This window comes from Henriciella sp. (assembly GCF_049649345.1).
Classification (GTDB): Bacteria; Pseudomonadota; Alphaproteobacteria; order Caulobacterales; family Hyphomonadaceae; genus Henriciella.
Map to the genome: position 1 here is coordinate 1 of NZ_JBARZC010000670.1, position 23,706 is coordinate 23,706.

The following is a 23,706-nucleotide window of genomic DNA, read 5'->3' on the forward strand; positions in this document are numbered from 1 at the left end:
GTGACAGAGGACCTTGCAAATCTGTTCAGCCGCAAGATGAACCGCGAGCTGGAGCAGGTACGCGATTTCCTCATCCTTCACTACAAGCTCACAGAGCGCGAGGATTCAGACTTCTGGCGCAGCCGAAAGGCGATGGAGATCCCTGATACGCTGGCCGAGCGTATCGCCCTCTTCAGAGACAGCGCGCATGCCTACAACAATTGCGATGAGCTCTTCCTGACCGACTCCTGGGTTCAGGTCATGATGGGGCAGGGGCTCCACCCGGCCGGCCGGCATGCTGTCGGGCACATGTTCCCGGACGACAAGCTCAAAGGGGCGCTCGACGCGCAGCGCGCCCAGCTCGACAAGGTTCTCTCGCAACTGCCGGCGCATGAGGACTTCCTGAAGCAGTATTGCCCGGCCGAGCCAGCATAAAAAACGGCGGACACATGCCGTGCCCGCCGTTTCCTGCTCAATTCATGCTGCGCCTAGTCGCTGGCAACAGAAACCTCTGCTGACGATACACCCTCGGCATAGCCCGGCTGTCCACCACCAGCCGACACGGTGAAGCTGCCGGCTTCAGGGAAGACCAGATTGCCGTCTTCGTCATGATAGCCGATCTGGCTGGCGGGGATACTTACGTCGACGCTCGCCGTTTCGCCGGGCTGAAGATCGACCACATCGAATCCGGCAAGCTCCACTTTCGGTACAGACCGGTTCGGGCGGTCGGTGCGCGTCACGTAAAACTGAACCACTTCCCGGCCTGCCATGTCGCCGGAATTGGTCACGTCGACAGAGACGGTTAGATCTTCGCCGGCAGTGTAGGCGTTGGCGATATCGAGGTCGGAATAGCTGAAATCGGTATAGCTGAGACCATGCCCGAACGGGTAAAGCGGCTCGCCGTCAAAATATTTGTACGTCCGGTTTTCCATTGAATAGTCGAGAAAATCCGGCAGGTCATCGACGGACTTATAGAAGGTCACCGGCAGGCGGCCTGACGGGCTATACTCGCCCCAGAGGAGGTCGGCGATCGCTTCGCCGGCTTTCTCACCCGGATAGAAAGCCTGGACGATGGCGGGCAGGTTTTCGTGTTCCCAGTTGAGGGCCATTGCGCTGCCGGAGAAGTTCACCATCACGATTGGCTTGCCAGTGGCGTGGAGAGTCTTGAGGAGTTCCTCTTGCGGCGCAGGCAGCTTCAGATGCGTGCGGTCCCCGCCGAGGAACCCATCAAGCTCGACGCCCATTTCCTCGCCTTCGAGATTGGCGTCGATGCCGCCAAAGTAGAGGATGACGTCTGCGTCTTCTACGGCTGCCATCGCTTCGGCTTCGAGGTCACGAGAAACCTCCGTCCAGTTCAGATAGGCATACTTGTCGAGCTGGTCGCGCGGCCATCCGCTATCGAAATTGAGCGTCATCGTGAACGGATAGCGCTCGCCCGCCTTCATTTCGACGTCGTCCGTTTCGCCGACTTCCTCGCCGGCGATCTCGACTTTCGACCAGCGCGACGGCTGGAAGCGGTAGACGCCGTCTTCCTCGGGGACGATGACGCCTTCCCAGACGGCGCCGAACTCATTGTTCAGGCCGTTCGTGCCGGGGGTGCGCTCCCAGTAGAAGTCGATCTTCTCCTCGACCTGTTCGAGCAGCGGATCGCCGGAGATGAACTTGTCCTCGTAATAGGCGGCCTCGACGCCCGGGACGAGATCGCCATTCTCGCCTTCATGGAAGAGAACGTTTGCCGGCACCGGCTTGAAGTCTGAATAGATATCGCCCGCGATGGTCGAGCCAAGCGCATAGGTTACGTTCTCTTCGCCGACTTTTGCCTTGATGCCCTCGAGCGCTGTGACCGGCTGGGTCGGGCGGCCATAATAATTGGCGACAAGCGTCCACCAATTGTCCGCGTTTGGCCCGATAACGGCGACTTTCGTATCCGGCTCAAGTGGCAGGATGCCGTCATTCTTGAGCAGGACAAGCGACTTGCGGGCCGTCTCTTCCGACAGCGCGATATGCTCATCGTTCGCAACGATATCGATTGATGTGTCTGCATACGGAACGAGGTCCGGGTCATCATACATGCCAAGCCGGAAAAGGGCCGTGTAAAGACGGATGACGGACTGGTCGATTGTCTCTTCATCGATCAGCCCCTGCGCCACAGCCTCCGGCAGCGCGTCCATCTTGTTGCCTTCGCCGTCCCCGCAATTGAGGTCGGTGCCCATCTTGACTGCCACGGCGGCCGCTTCAGCGCGTGTGTCGACATAGTCATGCGCGACATAGGGGGCTTCGCCGGCGTCGACCTTGTCCTGGTCATAGTAGAAGTCGCCGATCGCGCCGCAGTCGGAGACGACATAGCCATCGAAGCCGATATCGCCGCGCAGCAGGTCGACCATCAGGCGTTCGGAGGCGCAGGCCGGTGCGCCCCAGACGGCATTATAGGCGCACATGACCGATTCCACGTCGGCCTCATCCATCGCCATCTTGAAGGCAGGCAGATAGGTCTCCCAGAGATCTGCGTCGGTCGCGATATAATCATCGCGGTGGCGAGAAGGCTCGGGGCCTGAGTGGACCGCATAGTGTTTCACCGTCGCGACGGCTTTGAGGTATTTGTCGTCATCGCCCTGGATGCCATTGACGAAATTGACCGCCATCCGGCCCGTCAGGAACGGGTCTTCGCCATAGGTTTCCTGGCCGCGGCCCCAGCGGGGGTCACGGAAGATATTGATGTTCGGAGACCAGAAGGTGAGGCCGCCATACATCGCGTAGACGTCTTCGCCGGCATAATAATGGTGCTTCGCGCGGCCTTCATCGGAGATGGTCGTCGCGACATTGAGCATCAAATCCTCGTCCCAGGTCGCGGCAAGGCCGATCGCCTGCGGGAAGACGGTCGCATGGCCGGCGCGGGCCACGCCGTGCAGCGCTTCGTTCCACCAGTTGTATTCGTGGATGCCAAGACGCGGGATGGCTGCCGCCTTATCGTACATCTGAGAAGCCTTCTCCTCGAGCGTCATGCGCGAGACAAGGTCTGCGGCGCGCGCCTCAGGCGAAAGAGTGGGATCCATGTAAGGCAGGTCGGCCGGCGCCTCGGCGGTTTGCGCGCTGGTTGCTGAACTGTCGCCAGCGCTGACCGCCGCGGTCTCGTTTGCGTTGCAACCTGTGAGCAGGGCGATGGCGCAAGCCGAGGCGAGCCAGATGGCTTTAACTGGGGTATTGGTCATGAATACTGTTCCTCCCGGGGATGGTTCTTGGGGCCCCCCCTTCTAAAGTTGATGAAGGACAGGCACCGCTTGTTGTTGAAAATGTTGTACGCTAACATTCCGTGCTATCACAACCCGCTGGGCGTCGATTCTGGGTCTTGCGGAGAGAAAAAATAACTATGGGAGACTCGCAATGCGCAAACAGGCGCTGATCCTCGTTGCGCTTGCCGCAGCAGTCCTGATGCCTTCGGCTACGGCCGAGGACGGATACAAGCTCTGGCTGCGTTATGACGCGCTAGAGGCGGGCATACCCTATCTCCCGGCTGATGTCGTGACCGGGTGCACGACCCCCTCAGCAACCATCCGCAAATCGCTGGATGAGTTGGACATCGCCTTTGCCTCCCTTGCCGGTGAAAAGCTGCCGCAAAGCCGAACAGCGGGTGAGGGATCGCTCATCCTCGCCAGTCGCAAGTGTCTCGACGGTCTCCCGCAAGGCCTTCGGCCTGATGTCGCCGGGCTCGGTCAGGATGGCTATGTCATCGAGAGCGTAGAGACCGGCGCTGGCCGGGCCCTCCTGATTGCCGGTCAATCGGATGCCGGCCTTATGTACGGTGTGTTTGATTTCCTGATGCGGCTGTCCCGAAGCAAGGACGTTCGAGGCCTCTCGGTCGAACAAACGCCCGCGGTCAAACTCCGCCTGCTCAATCATTGGGACAATCTCGACCGCCATGTTGAGCGCGGCTATGCGGGCCAGTCGATCTGGAACTGGCACCTGCTGCCCGGCTATGTCGATCCGCGTTACGAAGATTATGCCCGCGCCAATGCCTCGATCGGGATCAATGGTGTCTCGCTGACCAATGTAAATGCGGACGCAACCGTGCTGACGCCGCAATATATCGAAAAGGTCGCCGCGCTGGCCGATGTCTTCCGGCCCTATGGCATCCAGGTGTATCTGACGGCGCGCTTCTCAGCACCAATGGAACTTGGCGGGCTCGACACGGCCGATCCGCTGGACGACGACGTGCACCAGTGGTGGCGGGCCAAGGCAGATGAAATTTATACCGAAATCCCCGATTTCGGCGGTTTCCTCGTCAAGGCTAATTCCGAGGGCCAGCCCGGGCCTCAGGACTATTCTCGCAGCCATGCAGTGGGGGCCAACATGCTCGCCGATGCGCTCGCGCCCCATGGCGGCGTCGTGATGTGGCGCGCCTTCGTCTATTCTGCTGAGGAGCCCGAAGACCGGGTGAAACAAGCCTATACCGAGTTCAAGCCGCTGGATGGTGCCTTCCGCGACAATGTCATCGTGCAGGTTAAGAACGGCCCGCTCGATTTCCAGCCGCGAGAGCCTTTCCATCCACTCTTCGGCGCTATGGAGGAGACGCCACTCGCGCTGGAGCTGCAGATCACCAAGGAGTATCTCGGCTTTTCGACCCATCTCGCCTATCTCGGCACGCTCTGGGAGGAGGTGCTGGCTGCTGACACCTATGTGGACGGCACGGGCTCGACGGTTGCGGATGTGATCGACGGAGCATTCACTGGCGAATCGCTCACAGCGATGGCGGGTGTCTCGAATGTCGGGGTGGACCGTAACTGGACCGGCTCTCATTTTGACCAGGCGAACTGGTACGCTTTCGGCCGGTTCGCCTGGGATCCAGATGTGTCCGCCGAAGCCATTGCAGGCGATTGGGCGGCGCTGACCTTCACCACCGATCCTGATGCGCTCGATGTGATTGTGGATATGATGATGCAGTCCCGCGAGGCGGTGGTGAACTATATGACGCCGCTCGGCCTCACCCATCTGATGGGCACGGGCCATCATTATGGCCCTGCGCCCTGGGTCGATGATCTCGGCCGGGCCGACTGGACGCCGTATTACTATCACCGCGCCACGGAGGATGCGATCGGCTTCGACCGGACGGAAACTGGCTCCAACGCGGTCGCGCGGTATGCAGAGCCGCTGATGAGGCGATGGTCCGATGTCGACACGACCCCGGACGAACTTCTTCTCTGGTTTCACCGGCTGCCCTGGGACTATGAGATGAAATCCGGGCGCTCGCTCTGGGAGGAGTTGGTCCGTCACTATGATCTCGGCGTCCAGCAGGCCGTAGACCTCGCTGAGCAGTGGCAGCGCCTGGAGGGTCAGATCGATCCCGAACGCTTCGCCCAAACCGCCGCCTATCTGGATATCCAGAAGCGGGAAGCCCGCTGGTGGCGCGATGCCTCGATTGCCTATTGGCAGAGCGTCAACGGCCTGGCGCTGCCGGAAGGGGCGGAGCCGCCCGCGCATGATCTCGACTATTACAAGCGCCTCGAATTCCCGAACGCGCCGGGGCAGGGCGGCTAGGGCTCAGCCGGCCGGCTTGCTCTTGCGGGCGCCCTGCAGACGTTGCAGGCACACGAACACAAGAACCAGGACGCCGATCACGATCTTGGTCCACCAGCTGTTCAATGATCCGTTGAAGGCGATATAGGTCTGCACCAGACCCATCAGCATCACACCGACCAGCGTGCCGAGCACATAGCCCGATCCGCCCGTCAGCAGCGTGCCGCCAATCACCACAGCCGCGATGGCGTCGAGCTCAAGCCCCAAGCCGGCGAGCGCGTATCCCGACGAGGTGTAAAAAGAGAACATGATCCCGGCGAGCGCGGCGAGGAATGAGCTGAGCGCATAGATCCCAATCGTGGTCTGCGCGACGGGAACAGCCATCAGCTTTGCCGATTCCGCATTGCCGCCGATGGCGTAGACATAGGTCCCGAAGCGCCGATAATGGGCAAGGATCACCGCGCCCGCGAGCACCACGGCGAGGATGAGCGCCTGTGCCCCGATGAAGCCGCGTCCGGGCAGCATCACGCCTGCGGCATTGATCGCATCATAGACACCATTCTCGATCGGCACCGACCGCTCGCTGACAACCACGGCGAGGCCGCGCATCAGGAACATGCCGGCCAGCGTCACGATAAAGGGCTGCAGCCTGTAATAATGGATGAGTGCGCCCATCGCGGCGCCGAAGGCCGAGCCAATGGCCACCACCAGCGGGAAGACGACATAGATCGGCCAGCCCTGCTGGATCAGCACGGCTGTGAGGACGCCTGTGAAAGCAATCACCGCGCCGACCGAGAGGTCTATACCGCCCGACAGGATGACGAAGGTCATGCCGATCGCGGTGACGGCGAGAAACGCATTGTCAGTGAAGAGGTTGAGGAAGACGCTAAGGCTGGCAAAGCCATCATATTGCAGCGACCCCAACAGGAAGAGTGCAGCGAAGAGGGCGGCGGTAATCAGGACCGGTATGTGGCGCGGCGCGATCATGCGCGGACCCTCGCGCGAAGCGATCTGAACTGTGCCTGCGCAATGGAGGACTGGAGCAGCAGAACGGCAATGATCACAGCTGCCTTGATGACCAGATTGAATTTCGGCGGAATGCCCGAGAGCACGATGGCTGTGTTGAGCGACTGGATGATCAGCGCGCCGACAACGGCCAGCACAAGCGAATAGCGCCCGCCCATCAGGCTGGTGCCGCCGATGACGACGGCAAGGATGGCATCGAGCTCGATCCAGAGGCCGACATTGTTGGCATCTGCGCCCTGAATGTCGGCCGTCGCGACGAGGCCGGCGAGCGCGGCGCAGATGCCGGCGATGGCATAGACGGCGAGCTTGATCGCGCGGACGGGAATACCAGCATAGCGGCTCGCCGAGGCATTGGCGCCGACCGCTTCGATGAACAGGCCGAGGGCGGTGGCCCGCGTCAGTGCCAGTATCGCGGCGAGGACGATGAGCACCAGCCAGACTGGCATGGGCAGGCCGAGCAGCGTACCGACGCCGACAAAGGCAAAGGCCTCGTTCTGGAAAGTGATGATCTGCCCGTCATTGAGAAGCTGGGCGACGCCGCGCCCGGCGACAAGCAGGATCAGCGTCGCGACAATGGGCTGGATGCCGAGCCCGGCGACGAGCGTGCCGTTCAACAGGCCGGCGGCAAGCCCTGCACCGAGGCCTGCCAGGATGATCAGTGGCACCGGCAGGGCCGTCCCGACGATGAGATTGGCAGCGACCGCCCCCGCAATCGCCATCACGGCACCGACGGAGAGGTCGATCCCCCCCGTCGCGATGACAAGTGACATGCCGATGGCGATGAGCGCGACCGGTGCGCCGCGATTGAAGATGTCGATCAGGCCGCCGAAGACCCGTCCGTCGTGTACGGTGAAGGCGAAGAAGCCGGGATTGACGATGAGGATGATCAGCCAGATCAGGCCGAGTGCCACCAGCGGCCAGAGCGCGCCATGGCGCTGCAACGCGGAAAGGACCGATTTCGGCCCGCTCATGACGCGATCGCCTGTAGCACGGCGTCCTCGGTAATATCCTCACCTTCGATGACGGCGATCTGCCGGAAGTCGCGCAGCACGATGACACGGTGGCTGAAGGCGACGAGTTCTTCGAGTTCAGAGGAGGTTACGACCAATGCCATACCGCGATCGCAGAGCTGCTGGATGAGACGCAAGATTTCGGCATGTGCGCCGACATCAATGCCGCGCGTCGGCTCATCCAGGAGCAGCACGTCCGGTTCGATGGCGAGCCATCGGGCGAGGATGACTTTCTGCTGGTTGCCGCCGCTCAGCAGGCGGACCGGCTTGTCTGCGTCCGGCGTCGCGATCTTGAAATCGGCTATGGCTTTCGCGGCCATGGCGCGCTGTTCCCCCGCCGGGATGGGCCGCCACCAGCCGCGCCGGGCCTGCAGGGCGAGCGCGATATTCTCCCGCACGCTGAGCTCCCCGACAATACCGTTCGCTTTGCGGTCTTCCGGGCAGAGCGCGATACCCTTTGCGATGGCCGTGCGCGGCGAGTTGATCTGCACGATCTCGCCGTTGCAGCGGATTTTGCCATCCGAGAGCGTGTCGAGCCCGAAGAGCGCGCGGCAGACTTCGGTTCGCCCCGAACCGAGGAGGCCCGCGAGGCCGATTGCTTCGCCGGCGAGCGCCGTCAGACTAATCTCCTGCACGGAGCCCTCGACGCATGCCCCCTGGACATCCAGCGCCGCATCCTTTGCGCCGTCCACCGCGCGCCGGCTTGCATGTCCGGCCGTGGTCCCCTGCAGCTCATAGCCGAGCATGTGCTCGACGAGCTTCGGGCGAGGAAGGACGGCGGTCTCGAACGTCCCGATCTTCTCGCCATTTCGCAGCACCGTGATCCGGTCCGACAGGGCGTAGACCTGGTCGAGAAAGTGCGTGACGAAGATAATGCCGAGCCCGTCGTCGCGTAGACCGCGCAGGATATCGAACAGCACCTCGACCTCGCCCGCATCGAGGCTCGCCGTCGGCTCATCGAGGACAAGGATTTTCGCGCGCTGCTCGACGCCGCGGGCTATCGCGACGAGCTGCTGGATAGCGACGGAAAACTGTTCGAGCGGCCGCGTTACATCTATGTCGAGGCGGAAGCGCTTCAGCGTGTCGCGTGCCTCGGCATTCATCCGCTTCCAGTCGGTCAGGCCAAAGCGGCGCGGCTCCCGCCCGAGCATGAGGTTTTGCGCGACCGACAGGTTGGGCAGGAGATTGACCTCCTGATAGACCGTGCTGATCCCGGCTGACTGCGCCTCGCCCACCGATTGCGGCGACAGCGTCTCGCCGCTAAGCGCCATCTCTCCGCCATCTCTCTGATAGACGCCGGTCAGCACCTTGATCAGGGTCGACTTGCCCGCGCCATTCTCGCCAAGCAGGGCGTGGACCTCGCCGGCTCGCACCTCGAAGTCGACATCGTCGAGCGCGACAACGCCCGGAAATTCTTTCCGGACCCTGCGAAGGGTGAGGAGCGGCGCGGCGGCACTCATCGGCCTATTCGGCGGTCCGCTTCTGATATTCCTCCGCCGCGGTCTCCTGCGTATAGAGGTCGCCATTGACGGAGATCAGCTTGTCCACGCTTTCGCCGCGTAGATGCGCCTCGATGGCATCGAAAGCAGGGCCGCCCATATAGGGGCTGAGCTCGACCGTGGCATTGGTGTCGCCATCGGCCATCGCCTTGAAGATGTCCGGCACTGCGTCAACGGAGACGACGAGGATATCATCGCCCGGATCGACGCCGGCCTCCTTCATTGCAATGACTGCACCGAGCGCCATTTCGTCATTATGGGCCCAGACGGCGCAGATGTCGGCGGGGTTCATGGCACGCAGGAAGGTCTCCATGATTTCCTTGCCGCGGGCGCGGGTAAAGTCTGCGGTCTGCGTCTTCACGATCTCGGCGTCCGGATAGTCGGCGATCACTTCGTTGAAGCCGGTCATCCGGTCGATGGCAGCGGTCGCCCCGACGGTGCCCTGCAGCTCGACGATGTCGCAGTCGCCGCCCGTCTCGTCCATCAGCCAGCGAGCGGCCTTGCGGCCTTCTTCGACAAAGTCTGAGGCGACGCGGGTGAGGTAGAGGCTGTCATCCTCCAGAGCCATGTTGCGGTCGACGATCACGACGGGGATGCCGGCGCGCTTTGCTTCGGTCAGCACCGGTTTCCAGCCGGTCTCGACCACGGGCGCGATCACGATGGCATCGACGCCCTGCGCTATGAAGCTGCGCACGGCGCGGATCTGGTTTTCCTGCTTCTGCTGGGCATCGGAGAATTTGAGGTCAATGCTGCGGTCGCGCGCTTCGGCCTGTACGGCCTGGCTGAAGGAGGTTCGCCAGCCGCTTTCCGAGCCGACCTGCGAGAAGCCGATGGTGAGCTGGTCGTCGCCAGCAGCGTCTGAGTCGCCAGAACCACCGGAACCGCAAGCGGCGAGTGCGATAGCGCTAACAACTAGTGTTATAACATGTTTCATATGACCTCCCGTTTTTCTTTATATCCTAGAATCTAGATCCAGCCGCCGTCGACAATAAACGATTGGGCGGTGCACATTCGCGCATCGTCCGAGGCGAGGAAGAGTGCCATGGCGCAGATGTCCTGCGCCAGCAGTTCGCGCTTCAGCGACTGGCCGCGCTCGATCTCGCGCTTCACGTCTTCGCCGACCCACATCTCTTTCTGTTTCGGCGTCATCACCCAGCCCGGCACCAGCGTATTGATGCGGATATTGTCGGCGCCGAGGTCGCGGGCGAGACCGCGCGTCATGCCTTCGATGGCCGCTTTGGACGTGGTGTAGCCGGTCATCCCCCCCTGGCATTCATACCAGCTCATCGATCCGAAATTGATGATGGAGCCGCTACCTGCCTCGAGCATTTGCGCGTGAACCGACTTGATAGCGAAGAAAGCGTGGCGGAGGTTCACGGCAATCCGGTCGTCCCAATAGGCTTCGGTGACCTCTCGAAAATCGTGGCGTGTATCATCGGCGGCATTGTTGAGGAGGACGCGGATCGGGCCATCGACTTCACCCACCTCATTGATGACGTTGGCGAGCTTTGCCGTGTCGCGCAGGTCGCATTCAAAGAAGCGGGCGCCTGTCTTTTCGGCGAGCGCCTGTCCGGCTTCGGCCTGCAGATCGACGAAGCTCACTTTGCAGTTCTGCGCGGCAAAAGCAGTGACGAGTTCGGCGCCGATCCCGGTTGCGCCGCCTGTGACGAAGACAGTCCGGCCGGCGAGGCTTGGATAGGTGTTGGAGAGGGGGGCGGGGGTCGTCATGTCTGGCTCGGTCAATGAGAATGCGGGGGAACGTCAGCGCCCCGGCACCCGACAAGGAAATCGAAATCGCAGCCTTCGTCCGCCTGGAGAACATGGCGGCGATAGAGGCCCTCATAGCCTCCGGCCGGGCGCGCAACGGCGCTGGCGCGAAGCTCTGACAGCCGCGCCTCGATCTCATCATCCGGCACATCGAGGTGCAGCCGGCCCGCATACGCATCGAGCTCGATCATGTCGCCCTCGCGCACGGCGGCGAGCGGGCCGAATTCGGCGGCTTCTGGGGTTACATGGAGAACGACGGTGCCAAAGGCCGTGCCGCTCATCCGGGCATCGGAAATGCGGACAAGATCGGTGATGCCGCGTTTCAGGAGCTTCGGCGGCAGGCCCATATTCCCGACTTCCGCCATGCCGGGATAGCCCTTCGGTCCGCAATTCTTGAGCACCATGATCGAGGTTTCGTCGATATCGAGGTCCGGATCGGCGAAGCGGGCCTTGTAGTCCTGGAAGTCTTCGAAGACGACGGCGCGGCCGCGATGCTGCAGCAATTCCGGTTTGGCGGCCGAAACTTTCAGGACCGCCCCACGTGGGGCGAGATTGCCGCGTAGGACGCGGATGCCGCCGCTTGCGACCAGCGGCTTGTCGACAGGTCTTATCACCTCATCATTATAGCACTCGGCATTCTTCACATTGCTCCAGATGGGCTTGCCATTCGCTGTCAGCGCATCGCGGTGAAGCAGACCGAGCTCGCCGAGGCGACGCAGCACGACGGGCAGCCCACCGGCATAGTAGAACTCTTCCATCAGGAAACGGCCAGATGGCTGGAGATCGACGATGGTCGGCACATCGGCGCCAAGCGTTTGCCAGTCGTCGAGGGTAAGATCGACACCGATCCGATGGGCGATGGCTTTCAGGTGGATGACGGCATTCGTGGAACCGCCGATGGCCGCGATGGCGCGGATCGCATTCTCGAAGGCCTCGCGGGTCAGCAGTTTCGACAGAGTGAGGTCGTCCTTCACCATCTCCACTGCGCGCATTCCTGAGAGATGGGCGAGGCCATAGCGCCGGGAATCGACGGCGGGAATGGCCGCATTCTCCGGTAGCGTCACGCCGAGCGCCTCAGCCATGCAGGCCATGGTCGAGGCCGTGCCCATCGTGTTGCAGGAACCTGCAGACCGCGACATGGATTGCTCGGCGGCCATGAACTCGTCAAGCGTGATCTCGCCCGCATTGAACTGCTCGTTCATCCGCCAGACGATGGTTCCAGATCCGATCGGTTTGCCCTTGTGGTAGCCATTCAGCATCGGCCCACCGCTGACGACGATGGCTGGGACGTCGCAGCTCGCTGCGCCCATCAGAAGGGCGGGCGTTGTCTTGTCACAGCCAACCAGAAGGACAACGCCATCGACCGGATTGCCGCGAATGGCTTCTTCGACATCCATGCTGGCAAGGTTGCGCGTCATCATGGCGGTTGGACGGAGGTTGGACTCGCCATTCGAGAAGACAGGGAACTCCACGGGAAGCCCACCTGCCTCATAGACGCCCTGTTTCACGCGCTCGGCGAGGCCGCGCAGATGAGCGTTGCAGGGGGTGAGCTCAGACCAGGTATTGCAGATGCCGATGACCGGCTTGCCGTCGAACTGATGCGCCGGGAAGCCCTGATTCTTCATCCAGGAGCGGTACATGAAGCCATTCTTGTCGGCTGTGCCGAACCAGGCCTGAGACCGTAGTTTCCTCTTTTGATCGGGCATTCAGAGCCTCTCCCCAAGGCAGCTTCCGGCCGCTTATGAGTGCGGCTTGATTTGCGATGTCTGGTCATACAATATGATCAACTTGCTGCCAACACGCTGGTCAACTCCATGTCTCTGAAACCTCGCAATCTGACCGAACAGCTCGTCGAGACACTGGGCCAGAGGATCGTTTCTGGCGATTATCCTATTGGCGGCAAACTCCCGAGTGAGCAGTTTTTCGGCGCGGAATTCGACGTTAGCCGTCCGATCCTTCGCGAAGTGACCAAGGTGCTGATGGCGAAGGGGCTGGTTGAATCGCGATCGCGGGTCGGCACCACGGTGAGGGCGCGCGAGAACTGGTCGATGCTCGATCCTGATGTTCTGCGCTGGACCATACAGTCGCTGCCCGAGCAGGCCTTCATCGACTTTCTGTTCGATACGCGCATGGTCTATGAGCCGGGCGCCGCGGCGCTGGCAGCGAAGAATGCGAGCGAGGAAGACCTGGTCCGCATCCGGTCTGCCTATGACGCCATGAAGGAGGCCGATACCGCCTCCGACCTGATGGACCCGGACCTTGAATTCCACCAGGCGATCGTCGATGCGACCCAGAACCCGTTCCTCGCCCATATCGGGCGCACGCTTTACAATGCGCTGAAATACTCGATCGAGCTGACCAGCCGCCACCCGCATACCCATGACCTGTCGCTGCCGCGCCATAAGGCCGTCTGCGATGCCATTCTGAACCGCGACAATGCCAAGGCCGCGCAGGCGATGCAGGTCCTGCTTGAGGAATCACGAGACGATTTCCTTCATGTTGCAGGGACTGCCGCTAAGGGGAGAGCGCGGTGAACCTGGTCCAGTATCTCAATGAGGCCGGTGAGACGCGTATCGCACGCGTTTTCGATGGCGATACGCTGGCACCGCTCGAGACGGCGGCGTCGCTGTATGATTTTGCGCTGCAGGTGCTCGAGAAGGCTGCAACCTTGAAGACTGCTGTCGAGGCGGCCCAGGGCACCACCCGGCTCCCCTATGAAACGCTGCTCGCCGAAGGCCGCATCCTCTCGCCCATCACGCATCCGGACCCGGCCCACCTTCTCGTCACCGGCACAGGCCTCACTCATCTCGGCAGTGCCGATACGCGTGACGCCATGCATGCGAAACTCGCCGTAGGGGAGGCATCACTCACTGATTCCATGAAGATGTTCCGCATGGGCCTCGAAGGCGGCAAGCCGGATCGCGGGCAGGACGGCGTGCAACCTGAATGGTTCTACAAGGGTGACGGCGGCTGCGTCGCGCGGCCCGGCGGCAACCTTGCCTCGCCCGGCTTCGCGCTCGATGGCGGAGAGGAACCGGAGATCGCCGGCATCTACGTCATCGCGCCTGATGGCCGCCCGCGCCGCCTCGGTTTCTGTCTCGGTAATGAGTTCTCAGACCACAGGATGGAAAAGATCAACTATCTCTATCTCGCCCATTCCAAGCTTCGGCCCTGCGCCATTGGGCCGGAACTCCGGCTCGGCGACCTGCCCACCGATATTCGTGGCACGTCGAAAATCCTGCGTGACGGAAAACCTATCTGGGAAAAACCCTTCGCCAGCGGCGTCGACAATATGAGCCATTCGATCGCTAATCTCGAGGCGCATCATTTCAAATATGCCGGCTTCCGGCGGCCGGGCGACGTGCATGTCCATTTCTTCGGCACTGCGACGCTGAGCTTTGCCGATGGCATCGAGACTCAGCCTGGCGACACGTTCGAAATTTCTGCCGAGGGCTTTGGCGCGCCGCTCCGCAACAATATAGTCGCCGAGGACACTGACACCGATTTCAGACCCCTGCCGCTATAAGGTGGGGCGGCCCCGCAGGGCTAAAAATAATAAGAAGGTACAAGGGAGAAGAGCATGATTAGAACCGTATTGACGGCAGCGCTATTGGTAGCGCTCCCAGGCTGCGCCACGGTTGAGGCGCAGACGCGCGTCACCGTCGACCCGGCCTCGCCCATCGGCACGATAGAACCGGAAGTCTACGGCCAGTTCCTCGAACACCTCGGCGCCCAGCCCTATGGTAGCATCTGGGTTGGCGAGGATAGCGACATTCCAAATACAGACGGCATCCGCGATGACGTCTTTGCCGCGCTCGACGCCCTCGACATCCCGGTGATCCGCTGGCCGGGGGGCTGCTATTCGGACCGCTATCAGTGGCGTGATGGCATCGGCGAGCGCGCGGTGCGGACCAATGCGGCCTGGGGCGGGACGCTCGAGCCCAACACGTTCGGGACACATGAATTCTTCAACCTCGCCGAACGGCTTGGCGCCAAGACCTATCTCAACATCAATCTCGGCACCGGCACACCGAAGGATGCGGCTGACTGGCTGGAATATATCACGGCCACCAAGGGCGACCGCGCCGAAGAACGCCGCTCAAACGGCCGGGGCGAGCCCTGGACCATCGACTACCTCGCCATCGGCAATGAGACCTGGGGCTGCGGCGGCCACATTACGGCCGACTATTATGCTGACATGTATTCGCTCTATGCGAGCTTCGCCAAGACCGAAGGCGAGCAGCCAAAGCGGATCATCTCCGGCTCGCATGACGAAAACATCGAATACTCCGACGAGGTGCTGAGCCATCCATATATTGCAGGTCTCGCCGAAGGTATTTCGGTTCATGTCTATTCCCTGCCGACCGGCGACTGGGGCGCCAAGGGCGCGGCCACAGGCTTCCCGGAAGAGGAATGGATTTCGACGCTCCACCGCGCCTTGCGGATGGAGGATGTGATTGCCGACCAGATCGCCATGTTCGACCAGCATGAGGATCTGGGCGAGGAGTTCGGCCTTTATGTCGATGAATGGGGCACCTGGTACGATCCGGAAAGCGAGGACACGCCGGCGCTCTACCAGCAGAACACAATGCGGGACGCCGTGGTCGCCGCACTCAGCTTCAACATCTTCCATGAGCATGCCGATGCCGTGAAGATGACGAACATCGCGCAGATGGTGAATGTCCTCCAGGCCATGATCCTCACCGATGGCCCGGACATGGTGCTGACGCCGACCTACCATGTCTTCGAGATGTACAAGCCCTTCATGGGCGCGGCGGCGTTGCCGGTCAGCTATGACGCGCCGGACTATACGCTTGGCGATGTCACCATTCCGGCTGTCAGTGTATCGGCGGCGGAAACCCCGGAGGGAGAGACGGTCATCGCGCTCGTCAATTCGGACGCGAAAACCTGGCACAGCGTAGACCTCAGCAGCTTTGGCGCCGGCGGATTTACGGGGCGCATCCTGACGGCTGACGCGATGGATGCGCACAACTCGTTCGATGATCCGGACACCGTCACGCCGCAGCCCTTCAGCGTCGATGGCAGCGTGGCAAACCTGCCGCCGCACTCTGTCATTGTCCTGATGGCGGAGGAGTGAACCCATGCCCGTCACACGATTGCCGCTAACCCTGGCCCTCGCCGCAGGCTTCCTGTCCGCCTGCGCCTCTCAGGGCGTGCCCGAAGCGCCTGCGCCCCGGCTACCCGGCTCGAACCCGCTTTTCTCTGATGCGTTCACGGCTGACCCGGCCCCCATGGTCCATGACGGGCGGGTCTATCTCTATGTTGGCCATGACGAGGCCGGCCCGGACCAGATGTTCAACATCACCGAATGGCTGGTCTATTCCACCGATGACATGCGCAACTGGACGGCGCATGGGCCTGTCATGAAGCCGACCGATTTTGCCTGGGCCAAGCGCGATGCCTGGGCCTCCGAAGTCGAGGAGAAGGACGGCAAGTTCTATTTTTACACCACGGTGGAGCATGACGACACCGATCCCGGCAAGGCGATTGGCGTGGCGGTTTCCGATAGTCCCACAGGCCCCTTCGTCGACGCGCGCAGGACACCGCTCATCAGCAACACCATGACGAAGATGGCCGCCCATTCCTGGGATGATATCGACCCGACCGTCTTCCAGGACGATGACGGTAAGGCCTGGCTCTGGTGGGGCAATCAGATCCTCTATTATGCGAAGCTCGCGCCGAACATGATCGAGCTCGACGGCCCGATCCAGACGCTCGACATCGCGCCATACGAGGAAGGCCCCTGGATCCATAAGCATGATGGGACCTACTACCTGCTCTACGCCGCGATCGACCGCAGCATCAGCGATAATGAGCAGATCCACTATGCGACCGCGCCGGCCATCACCGGGCCGTGGACGCTGCGCGGCATGCTGACCGGGTCTGGCGAGAACAGTTTCACCATCCATCCGGGCACGGTCGAATTCGAAGGCCAGTGGTATCTTTTCTACCACGACGCCTCGCAGACCATTGACGGCGTGCCGGGCGCGATTGGCCGACGCTCGGTGCGCGTCGAGTATCTCTACCATAATCCGGACGGCACGCTGGAAGCGGTCGAACAGACGCCGGAAGGTATCAGCGTGCCGCCGCGCGCCATGCCAGCAAACCAGTCTACTGAGGAAGGGCAATAGAAATGATGATCAGACCAATGCTCGCCGCGATTTCCCTCGCCGTCTTCGCCGCTCCCTCGCTCGCGCAGGATGGCACCATGTATCCGATGGACGCGCCGGATGAACCGAACGCCATTCCTCTGGAGACAGGCGGGGTTGAAAACCAGCCTGCCAGCGAATCCTGGTTCCGCCAGTGGGGCGATCCGATGGCGCGCAACATCACCGCCGCCACGCTGACGCCTTTCCTCGCCGATCCGGAGACAGCGACCGGCGCCAGCGTCATCGTCGCGCCGGGCGGCGGCTTCATGTGGCTGTCCATGGGCAATGAAGGCTGGGAAGTCGCCGAGGCGCTTCAGGCGCGGGGCGTCAATGCCTTCGTTCTGAAATACCGCCTGCAGCCGACCGCCAACACACTCGATGCCTTCAAAGAAGAGATGGACCGCCGCTTTGCGCAAGCCGGTGAGTCAGACGACGATGACAACCCCGCCGGCCCGCCGCGCTGGGACCTTTCCAATCAGCTTGAAGATGCTGAAGCCGCCTACGCCATGATCCTGGAAAACAAGGATGAGTGGGGCGTTGATCCGGACCGGATCGGCATGATCGGCTTTTCCGCAGGCGCCGGCCTCACCATGCACACGACGCTCAATTCCGAAACGGTCGACCTTGCCTTCATCGGCCCGATATATGGCGGCATGGGCCCAGTCGACGTGCCGGAGGATGCACCGCCGATGTTCGCCGCGATCGCAACCGATGACTTCCTGTTCGGCGGCGAGTTCGGCGTCATCAAGTCCTGGTACGAGGCCGGCGTGCCGGTCGAGTTCCACCTCTACCAGAATGGCGGCCATGGCTTCGGCCTCGGCAATCCGGACCGGACAAGCAACACCTGGTTCGACGCCTTCATCCATTGGCTGGAGGTGAACAGTTTTCTTCAGCCCGATACTGCGGAGTAGGGGCCGAACACGTCGTCGATTTACCAGCGTGTCATTGTGTGCTTGGACGGACCCAAACTCGCACCCGACAGGCCGGAATGATCAAAGACACCTCGCTCAACTACACCTTTTCTGTTGCGCCCATGATGGAGCGGGACGAAAGATAAATGAATACAAATAGTTGCTGGAATTCGTGTGCGTTCCGTGTGCAATGAAAATGGGGTTTTAGGACAGCTTTTCGACTTGTTTCAGAGTTCTGGCATGGACCAACCAATCTTTTGAAGTGGTGTCTGAATCAATTCTGAGAGAGCGGCATCAAGTTGCTGCTTGGGGCGGGATCTTGGGTTGAGGTGTCGGTCCAGATTGAAGTGGTTGTGAGACGGAGTGCGGCTCGAGGCGCATTTCTGCAGGTTCGAGATTCGCCTGAACTCACAACGGCGGGTTGGACGATCTCCGGCGAGGTTTTGAAAGAGCGGAACGGGGAATTGATCTTCATTGCACTGAATCGCCGTGCCTTGTGGGGAAGCGGCGCTGAAGATTTCTTCGTTCGATGAACTGGACAATTCGTTCGAACGAACTATATTGGCCGGCATGAAAGATCGCTTGGTTGAAATCGCTGTGCAAGAATTTGGGCGCCATGGATTCGATGCCGTTGGCACGCGGGCGATCGCGGAGGCGGCAGGCTCCGCGATGTCTGCCATAACGTACCATTTTGGTGGCAAGCAGGGTCTGTACCTCGCGGTTGCCGAACATATCGCGAGCAGCATGCGTGATAAACTCCACCCGACGCTCGCCACGATTCCAGACCCGGTAAACTGCTCGCCGAGAGAGGCTGAGGACTGGTGCGTGCACCTCGTCCAAGTCTTCGCGGCGGTCATGTTGCGGCCAGAGTCTGAAGCCTGGTCGCTGTTTATCGTTCGCGAGCAACAGCAGCCAACAGACGCGTTCAAGATCATTCTTGAAAAGGGCATGGCGGCTATTGTTGAGCCGTTCATGGCGCTTGTCAGCGTGGCCCGGCCGGAATTGAGCGAAGAGGCCGCGCGCCTGACAGCGCTGTTCGTTCTGGGCCAGGCCTTAATGTTGAGAACGGGAAGAGCAACGATGCTTCATATTTTGCAGACCACCGAAATTACCCCGCGACTGGTGGAGCTCATTGAGCTCCGGCTCGAAGACAATGTCAGGCGAATCCTCCAGCGACCCGATGTTCAACCATGAAAAGAATTTTGATTCTCACAGCAGTCGGCGTTGCGTTTCTGGTTGCTGCCTATGCTGTGGCGCTTGCGTTCGGTGTGCTTCCTAAGCGCGATAGCGATGGCCTCACCTTCTACGGAAACGTGGATATCCGCGAAGTCGATCTCGCCTTCCAGGTTGAAGGTCGGGTGGAGAAGGTTTTGGTGGATGAGGGAGACAGGATCAAAGCTGGAGCTACCCTGGCGCAGATCGACGCCGACCGGTTGGTCGACAATGTAAGTCAGGCGGAAGCGAAACTGGCAGAAGCGCAGGCAAATCTGCGTCGTTTGCGGACCGGCAATCGCCTTGAAGAGATTGCTCAGGCCAAAGCCAGAGTGCAAAGCGCCAATGCCGATCATGACCGGACTGCTCAAGCGTATGAACGGCGCGCCCCCCTGGTGGAAGAAGGGGCCATTAGCCAGGGCGCGTGGGAGCAGACCGTATCTGACGCGCGCCAGGCCGCGGCCAGGCTGTCGGAGGCGCAGGACGCTCTGGATCTGCTGAGGTCGGGCGCACGGGAAGAAGACATTTCTGTGGGTGAGGCGCAGCTCGCCTCGGCCAGGGCTATGCTCGATTCCGCGAAAACTGACCTCGACGACGCCACTCTCGTTGCGCCCGCGGAGGGAATATTGCGAACCCGAGCGGTGGAGCCAGGGGCAATCGTGAGACCGGGTGAAACTGTGTTTACACTCTCTCTGGGCGATCCGGTCCGCATTCGGGCCTATGTTCCCGAGCCAGATCTGTCAAACGTATCCCCCGGAATGAAGGTGCAGATTACCACGGATGGCAGCGACACCATCCTGGACGGACGAATTGGGTCCATCAGTTCGAGAGCGGAGTTTACCCCGAAGTCAGTCGAGACGGAGGAGTTGCGAACTGATCTCGTCTATCGGATGCGGATAATTGTCGAGAGCGAGAGCGCTGATCTGCGCCAAGGACAACCGGTCACTGTCATGTTGCCTGAAAATCAAAGTACAGGCCAGCAGCGATGACCTCGCCTGTGGCAGCAGCCGAAGGCCTGACCAAGGTTTTCGGCAAGGGCGATCCTGCGCTGCTGGCGGTCGATCTGGTCATTCCGCCAAATCAGATAACAGGACTTGTCGGTCCCGACGGCGCCGGGAAGACGACGATGATCCGTATTCTCGCGGGCCTACTTCAGCCAACTGCCGGTCATGTCCAGGTCCTTGGAGGGACACCCGGGCAGGATCTGGAGCACCTCGGCTATATGCCGCAGAGGTTTGGCCTCTATGAAGACCTTTCAGTCCGCCAGAACCTTCATCTGTATGCTCAATTGCGCGGACTGCCGAAAGAAGAGCATGCCGACAAGTTTGCAATGCTCCTCGATTTCACCGACCTCGCCCGTTTTTCAGACCGGCTCGCTGGAAAGCTGTCAGGCGGGATGAAGCAGAAGCTCGGCCTTGCCTGTGCCCTGGTGCGCACGCCCAGACTTCTCTTGCTGGATGAGCCAAGTGTCGGTGTCGATCCCATTTCGCGGCGCGAGCTCTGGCACATGGTCGAAGAACTGACCGGGGATGGCATAGGCGTACTCTGGTCAACCGCCTATCTCGACGAGGCTGAGCGCTGTCAGGACGTTACCTTGCTGAGCGAAGGAAGTGTTCTCTATGCCGGTCCACCTGCAGGCCTGACCGAAGAGGTCGCCGGGCGCATCTGGCGACTATCCGGCTTTGAAAAAGGACGCCGCCAGGTGCTCACCAGGGCGCTCGACCAGCCTTGCGTTTTAGATGGAACTATTCAGGGCCGGTCCGTCCGATTGCTGATGGCTGATGAGGAACGGCCGAAGGCTTCGGATCTCGAACTAAGCGAACTGACGCAGATAGAACAAGCAACCGAGCGCTTCGAGGACGGGTTCATCGAGCGCCTGGGTGGCGGGCCGAAAGGCACGTCTGTCCTCGCCGAGCGTTATCGGACGATCGACCGCACGCAGGGGTACGCGATCGAAGCCGAGGGGCTTACCAAAGTGTTCGGTGATTTTACAGCGGCCAGCGATGTAACGCTCAAGATAAAGCCGGGGCAGATCTATGGGTTGCTCGGACCTAATGGTGCCGGGAAGTCAACAACATTCAAGATGCTGTGCGGACTTTTGACGCCTACGAAAGGTACGGGGGCTGTGGCGGGCTTCGACTTGCGAACATCGAGGGCTGAGGCACGTGGCGCGTTGGGATATATGGCTCAGAAGTTCTCGCTGTATGGCGATCTCAGCGTCGGGCAAAATCTGAATTTCTTTGCGGGCGCCTATGGGCTGTCGAGGCAAGCGGCCCGCAATGCAATCGAAAATGCCATCGATGTATTCGATCTCAAGGCCGTCCTGCCGAAGAATGCCGCTTCCCTGCCTCTTGGTTACAGGCAACGCCTCGCCTTGGCATGCGCCGTTCTGCATGAGCCCCCCGTCCTGTTCCTGGACGAGCCGACATCCGGCGTCGATCCAGTCGCTCGGCGCGAATTCTGGACCCATATAAATGGACTGGTCGAAAAAGGCGTCACCGTCCTTGTGACCACGCACTTCATGGAAGAGGCCGAGTACTGCGATGACATCACACTGATCTATCGCTCCAAACAGATCGCCAATGGTACGCCGGACGAGCTCAAAGCCATGGCTGCCACCCTTGCCGATGCAGATGACTTGACGATGGAAGACGCTTTTATTGCGATCGTCGAGCACCGGGACCATCGGCGCGAAACGGAGGCAGCGGCGTGACGTTCAGCCTCAGACGGACGATGGCGTTGGTGCGCAAGGAAGTCGCTCAGGTTTCGCGGGACCCTTCGACATATCTTATCGCTTTCGTCCTGCCGCTCATCCTGCTGTTCATCTTTGGCTATGGCATTTCGCTCGATAATGCGCGGACTCGGGTCGGACTCGTGGTGCAGGATGACAGTGCCGCAGCAAGTTCGCTTGCCACCACATATGTCAACAGCCGCTGGTTTGAAGTGACGTCATCGCGCGCGGTCGCGCCGATGAGGGATGCGATTGTGGCCGGCGACATAGGTGCGATCATCGTTATCCCGGACGGCTTCGGTAAGGGCGTGGCGCAAGGCAATCCCCCTGCGATCCAGGTTATCACCGATGGCTCGCAACCTAATAATGCTTCGTTTGCAGCATCTTATGCTGAGGGGTTACGGGCCAACTGGGCTGCCAATGAAGGGCTGAGTCCCGAGAGTCCCTCCGCAATCCGTGTCGATCTGCAGACCCGTTTCTGGTTCAATGCCGAGCTAAAGAGTCAGTACAATATGGTTCTGGGCTCAACAGCGATCGTGCTGGCCATGATTGGAACCCTTCTTACCTCACTGGTTATCGCCCGTGAGTGGGAACGCGGAACAATGGAAGCCCTGATCGCGACACCCATGGCGATGTCGGAGCTGTTAATCAGCAAGATCATCCCCTACTTCATTCTTGCGCTCATATCGATGACGCTCTGCGCTGTCGCCGCCGTCTTCGTTTTCGGTGTACCATTCCGTGGATCAATCCTGGCGCTCCTGGTTATCTCGTCAGCCTTCCTGATTCCGGCGCTTGGCATCGGCCTTCTGATCAGCGCGGCCACAAAGAACCAGTTCGTTGCCAGTCAGCTCGCGCTTCTCTCAGGTTTCCTGCCGACGTTTCTCCTGTCGGGGTTTCTTTACGAGATCTCGTCCATGCCGCTCGCGATTCAAGCGGTCACTTACGTAATTCCGGCGCGTTACCTTATTCCCTCATTGCAGACTGTCTTCATGTCCGGCGATGTCTGGGCTCTCTTTATTCCGAATATTGCAGCCATGCTCGGTTTCGGTCTTGTTTTCCTTGTCCTGACATTCTCGGTGACAAGACGGACGCTCGACACATGATCCGGGTGCGCGCAATCGTCGTGAAGGAAACGCTCGCGCTGCTGAGGGATCCAAAAGGGCGGGTGACGCTCTTTGCCCCGGTCCTGATCCAGCTTTTGATCTTCAGCTTCGCTGCGACACTGGAAGTCAAAAACGCAGACATAGGAATTCTTGATCGCTCGCACGGGGCTTTCAGCGAGGAGATAATGATCCGCCTGGCGGCATCAGAGAATTTCGATGAGATCATTCGCCTTCCTTCAAATGGCGCGCTGACTGAGGCGATCGACACGCAGAAGATTATCGCAGCGATTGTAATTGAGCAGGACTTTGACGCCGAGATCCTTCGTGGTGAGCCGGCCCAGCTCGGGGTTATACTGGACGGCCGCAGAGCCAATGCTGCTCAGGTAGTGGCTGGTTATATCAGCGCGATCAGCATCGAAGCGGGGCTTGGCGATGCCGCGTCGATCACTGAGCGCAACGGCAGCGTCATCGTCAACTGGTTCAATCCCAATCTCGATTTCCTGTGGTTCAATATTCCCGCGCTCGCAGCAATCATCATATCGGTGTCGGCGCTTTCAATTACCGCCCAGTCGGTGGCCCGAGAGCGAGAACTTGGCACATTTGACCAGCTCATGGTGTCGCCCTTGCGCGTCTGGGAAATTCTGATCGGAAAAATGTTACCACCCTTCATTCTGTCGATCATAAACGGCTCAGTATTTATAATTGCGGCACCGATTTTTGGCGTACCTTTCACCGGTTCGCTCATCCTTTTCTACTTTGGGCTATCCCTGTACGCGCTGTCACTGAT

At 60.7% G+C, this 23,706-nt stretch carries 19 protein-coding genes; 12 read left to right on the forward strand and 7 right to left on the reverse strand.

Annotation, left to right across the window (positions count from 1 at the left end):
* Positions 1-414: tryptophan 7-halogenase (locus tag WA989_RS18415; RefSeq protein ID WP_424341927.1), on the forward strand; the 414-nt coding region annotated here is incomplete at its 5' end.
* Positions 415-467: 53 nt separating this feature from the next.
* Here WA989_RS18415 and WA989_RS18420 read toward each other — a convergent pair.
* A complete protein-coding gene (locus tag WA989_RS18420) occupies positions 468-3,188 on the reverse strand; it encodes a glycoside hydrolase family 3 C-terminal domain-containing protein (RefSeq protein ID WP_424341928.1) in 2,721 nt (906 codons plus the stop codon).
* A gap of 172 nt (positions 3,189-3,360) precedes the next feature.
* Here WA989_RS18420 and WA989_RS18425 point away from each other — a divergent pair, with 172 nt between their 5' ends.
* The gene (locus WA989_RS18425; protein ID WP_424341929.1) at positions 3,361-5,511 is read left to right on the forward strand and encodes an alpha-glucuronidase family glycosyl hydrolase; all 2,151 of its coding nucleotides are present in this window, start codon (positions 3,361-3,363) and stop codon (positions 5,509-5,511) included.
* Positions 5,512-5,514: 3 nt separating this feature from the next.
* On the opposite strand, the gene yjfF is transcribed toward WA989_RS18425, so the two are convergent.
* Genes yjfF through WA989_RS18455 form a run of 6 tightly spaced genes read right to left on the reverse strand, consistent with a single transcriptional unit; the run spans position 5,515 to position 12,498 of the window.
* Positions 5,515-6,477 carry a galactofuranose ABC transporter, permease protein YjfF gene (yjfF, locus tag WA989_RS18430; RefSeq protein WP_424341930.1) on the reverse strand — a complete coding sequence of 321 codons (963 nt, stop codon included), beginning with the start codon at positions 6,475-6,477 and terminating at the stop codon, positions 5,515-5,517.
* Positions 6,474-7,487 (reverse strand): ABC transporter permease, encoded by a 1,014-nt coding sequence (locus WA989_RS18435; protein WP_424341931.1) that lies wholly within the window; start codon positions 7,485-7,487, stop codon positions 6,474-6,476. Before WA989_RS18435 ends, yjfF begins: the two co-directional genes overlap by 4 nt.
* Positions 7,484-8,986 (reverse strand): sugar ABC transporter ATP-binding protein, encoded by a 1,503-nt coding sequence (locus WA989_RS18440; protein WP_424341932.1) that lies wholly within the window; start codon positions 8,984-8,986, stop codon positions 7,484-7,486. The genes WA989_RS18435 and WA989_RS18440 overlap by 4 nt, the downstream gene beginning before the upstream one ends.
* Positions 8,987-8,990: 4 nt before the next feature.
* Entirely contained in the window at positions 8,991-9,959 is a 969-nt protein-coding gene (locus WA989_RS18445) for an ABC transporter substrate-binding protein (RefSeq protein WP_424341933.1), read from the reverse strand.
* Positions 9,960-9,991: 32 nt separating this feature from the next.
* Positions 9,992-10,753 carry an SDR family NAD(P)-dependent oxidoreductase gene (locus tag WA989_RS18450; RefSeq protein ID WP_424341934.1) on the reverse strand — a complete coding sequence of 254 codons (762 nt, stop codon included), beginning with the start codon at positions 10,751-10,753 and terminating at the stop codon, positions 9,992-9,994.
* A gap of 11 nt (positions 10,754-10,764) precedes the next feature.
* On the reverse strand, positions 10,765-12,498 hold the full coding sequence (locus WA989_RS18455) for an IlvD/Edd family dehydratase (protein WP_424341935.1): 1,734 nt from the start codon (positions 12,496-12,498) through the stop codon (positions 10,765-10,767).
* A gap of 108 nt (positions 12,499-12,606) precedes the next feature.
* On the opposite strand from WA989_RS18455, the gene WA989_RS18460 reads away from it, so the two are divergent.
* From WA989_RS18460 to WA989_RS18505, 10 genes are all read left to right on the forward strand, one after another.
* Entirely contained in the window at positions 12,607-13,326 is a 720-nt protein-coding gene (locus WA989_RS18460; protein ID WP_424341936.1) for a FadR/GntR family transcriptional regulator, read from the forward strand.
* Positions 13,323-14,318: an AraD1 family protein gene (gene araD1, locus WA989_RS18465; protein WP_424341937.1), complete on the forward strand. Its 996-nt coding sequence runs from the start codon at positions 13,323-13,325 to the stop codon at positions 14,316-14,318. Before WA989_RS18460 ends, araD1 begins: the two co-directional genes overlap by 4 nt.
* A gap of 54 nt (positions 14,319-14,372) precedes the next feature.
* Complete coding sequence (locus WA989_RS18470; RefSeq protein ID WP_424341938.1) at positions 14,373-15,890, forward strand: alpha-N-arabinofuranosidase; 1,518 nt, start codon at positions 14,373-14,375, stop codon at positions 15,888-15,890.
* Positions 15,891-15,894: 4 nt separating this feature from the next.
* Complete coding sequence (locus tag WA989_RS18475; RefSeq protein ID WP_424341939.1) at positions 15,895-16,944, forward strand: glycoside hydrolase family 43 protein; 1,050 nt, start codon at positions 15,895-15,897, stop codon at positions 16,942-16,944.
* 2 nt (positions 16,945-16,946) lie between these two features.
* Positions 16,947-17,873, forward strand: a complete 927-nt coding sequence (locus tag WA989_RS18480; RefSeq protein WP_424341940.1) for an alpha/beta hydrolase — start codon at positions 16,947-16,949, stop codon at positions 17,871-17,873.
* A gap of 570 nt (positions 17,874-18,443) precedes the next feature.
* Positions 18,444-19,067 (forward strand): CerR family C-terminal domain-containing protein, encoded by a 624-nt coding sequence (locus WA989_RS18485; RefSeq protein ID WP_424341944.1) that lies wholly within the window; start codon positions 18,444-18,446, stop codon positions 19,065-19,067.
* A complete protein-coding gene (locus WA989_RS18490; RefSeq protein ID WP_424341941.1) occupies positions 19,064-20,074 on the forward strand; it encodes an HlyD family efflux transporter periplasmic adaptor subunit in 1,011 nt (336 codons plus the stop codon). Before WA989_RS18485 ends, WA989_RS18490 begins: the two co-directional genes overlap by 4 nt.
* Positions 20,071-21,798, forward strand: coding sequence for an ATP-binding cassette domain-containing protein (locus WA989_RS18495; RefSeq protein WP_424341942.1), 1,728 nt, complete (start codon positions 20,071-20,073; stop codon positions 21,796-21,798). The genes WA989_RS18490 and WA989_RS18495 overlap by 4 nt, the downstream gene beginning before the upstream one ends.
* 20 nt (positions 21,799-21,818) lie before the next feature.
* The gene (locus WA989_RS18500; protein WP_424341945.1) at positions 21,819-22,919 is read left to right on the forward strand and encodes an ABC transporter permease; all 1,101 of its coding nucleotides are present in this window, start codon (positions 21,819-21,821) and stop codon (positions 22,917-22,919) included.
* A 20-nt stretch (positions 22,920-22,939) separates the two neighbouring features.
* On the forward strand, positions 22,940-23,706 hold a 767-nt coding region (locus WA989_RS18505), incomplete at its 3' end, for an ABC transporter permease (protein WP_424341943.1).

What these genes read in the sequence shown, in the direction of transcription:
- WA989_RS18455 (WP_424341935.1), bottom strand. Translation starts at nt 12,498, where the DNA reads ATGCCCGATCAAAAGAGGAAACTACGGTCTCAGGCCTGGTTCGGCACA.
- WA989_RS18470 (WP_424341938.1), top strand. Translation starts at nt 14,373, where the DNA reads ATGATTAGAACCGTATTGACGGCAGCGCTATTGGTAGCGCTCCCAGGC.
- WA989_RS18435 (WP_424341931.1), bottom strand. Translation starts at nt 7,487, where the DNA reads ATGAGCGGGCCGAAATCGGTCCTTTCCGCGTTGCAGCGCCATGGCGCG.
- WA989_RS18500 (WP_424341945.1), top strand. Translation starts at nt 21,819, where the DNA reads ATGGCGTTGGTGCGCAAGGAAGTCGCTCAGGTTTCGCGGGACCCTTCG.
- WA989_RS18490 (WP_424341941.1), top strand. Translation starts at nt 19,064, where the DNA reads ATGAAAAGAATTTTGATTCTCACAGCAGTCGGCGTTGCGTTTCTGGTT.
- WA989_RS18425 (WP_424341929.1), top strand. Translation starts at nt 3,361, where the DNA reads ATGCGCAAACAGGCGCTGATCCTCGTTGCGCTTGCCGCAGCAGTCCTG.
- WA989_RS18495 (WP_424341942.1), top strand. Translation starts at nt 20,071, where the DNA reads ATGACCTCGCCTGTGGCAGCAGCCGAAGGCCTGACCAAGGTTTTCGGC.
- WA989_RS18450 (WP_424341934.1), bottom strand. Translation starts at nt 10,753, where the DNA reads ATGACGACCCCCGCCCCCCTCTCCAACACCTATCCAAGCCTCGCCGGC.
- WA989_RS18460 (WP_424341936.1), top strand. Translation starts at nt 12,607, where the DNA reads ATGTCTCTGAAACCTCGCAATCTGACCGAACAGCTCGTCGAGACACTG.
- WA989_RS18445 (WP_424341933.1), bottom strand. Translation starts at nt 9,959, where the DNA reads ATGAAACATGTTATAACACTAGTTGTTAGCGCTATCGCACTCGCCGCT.
- yjfF (WP_424341930.1), bottom strand. Translation starts at nt 6,477, where the DNA reads ATGATCGCGCCGCGCCACATACCGGTCCTGATTACCGCCGCCCTCTTC.
- WA989_RS18475 (WP_424341939.1), top strand. Translation starts at nt 15,895, where the DNA reads ATGCCCGTCACACGATTGCCGCTAACCCTGGCCCTCGCCGCAGGCTTC.
- WA989_RS18420 (WP_424341928.1), bottom strand. Translation starts at nt 3,188, where the DNA reads ATGACCAATACCCCAGTTAAAGCCATCTGGCTCGCCTCGGCTTGCGCC.
- WA989_RS18480 (WP_424341940.1), top strand. Translation starts at nt 16,947, where the DNA reads ATGATGATCAGACCAATGCTCGCCGCGATTTCCCTCGCCGTCTTCGCC.
- WA989_RS18440 (WP_424341932.1), bottom strand. Translation starts at nt 8,986, where the DNA reads ATGAGTGCCGCCGCGCCGCTCCTCACCCTTCGCAGGGTCCGGAAAGAA.
- WA989_RS18485 (WP_424341944.1), top strand. Translation starts at nt 18,444, where the DNA reads ATGAAAGATCGCTTGGTTGAAATCGCTGTGCAAGAATTTGGGCGCCAT.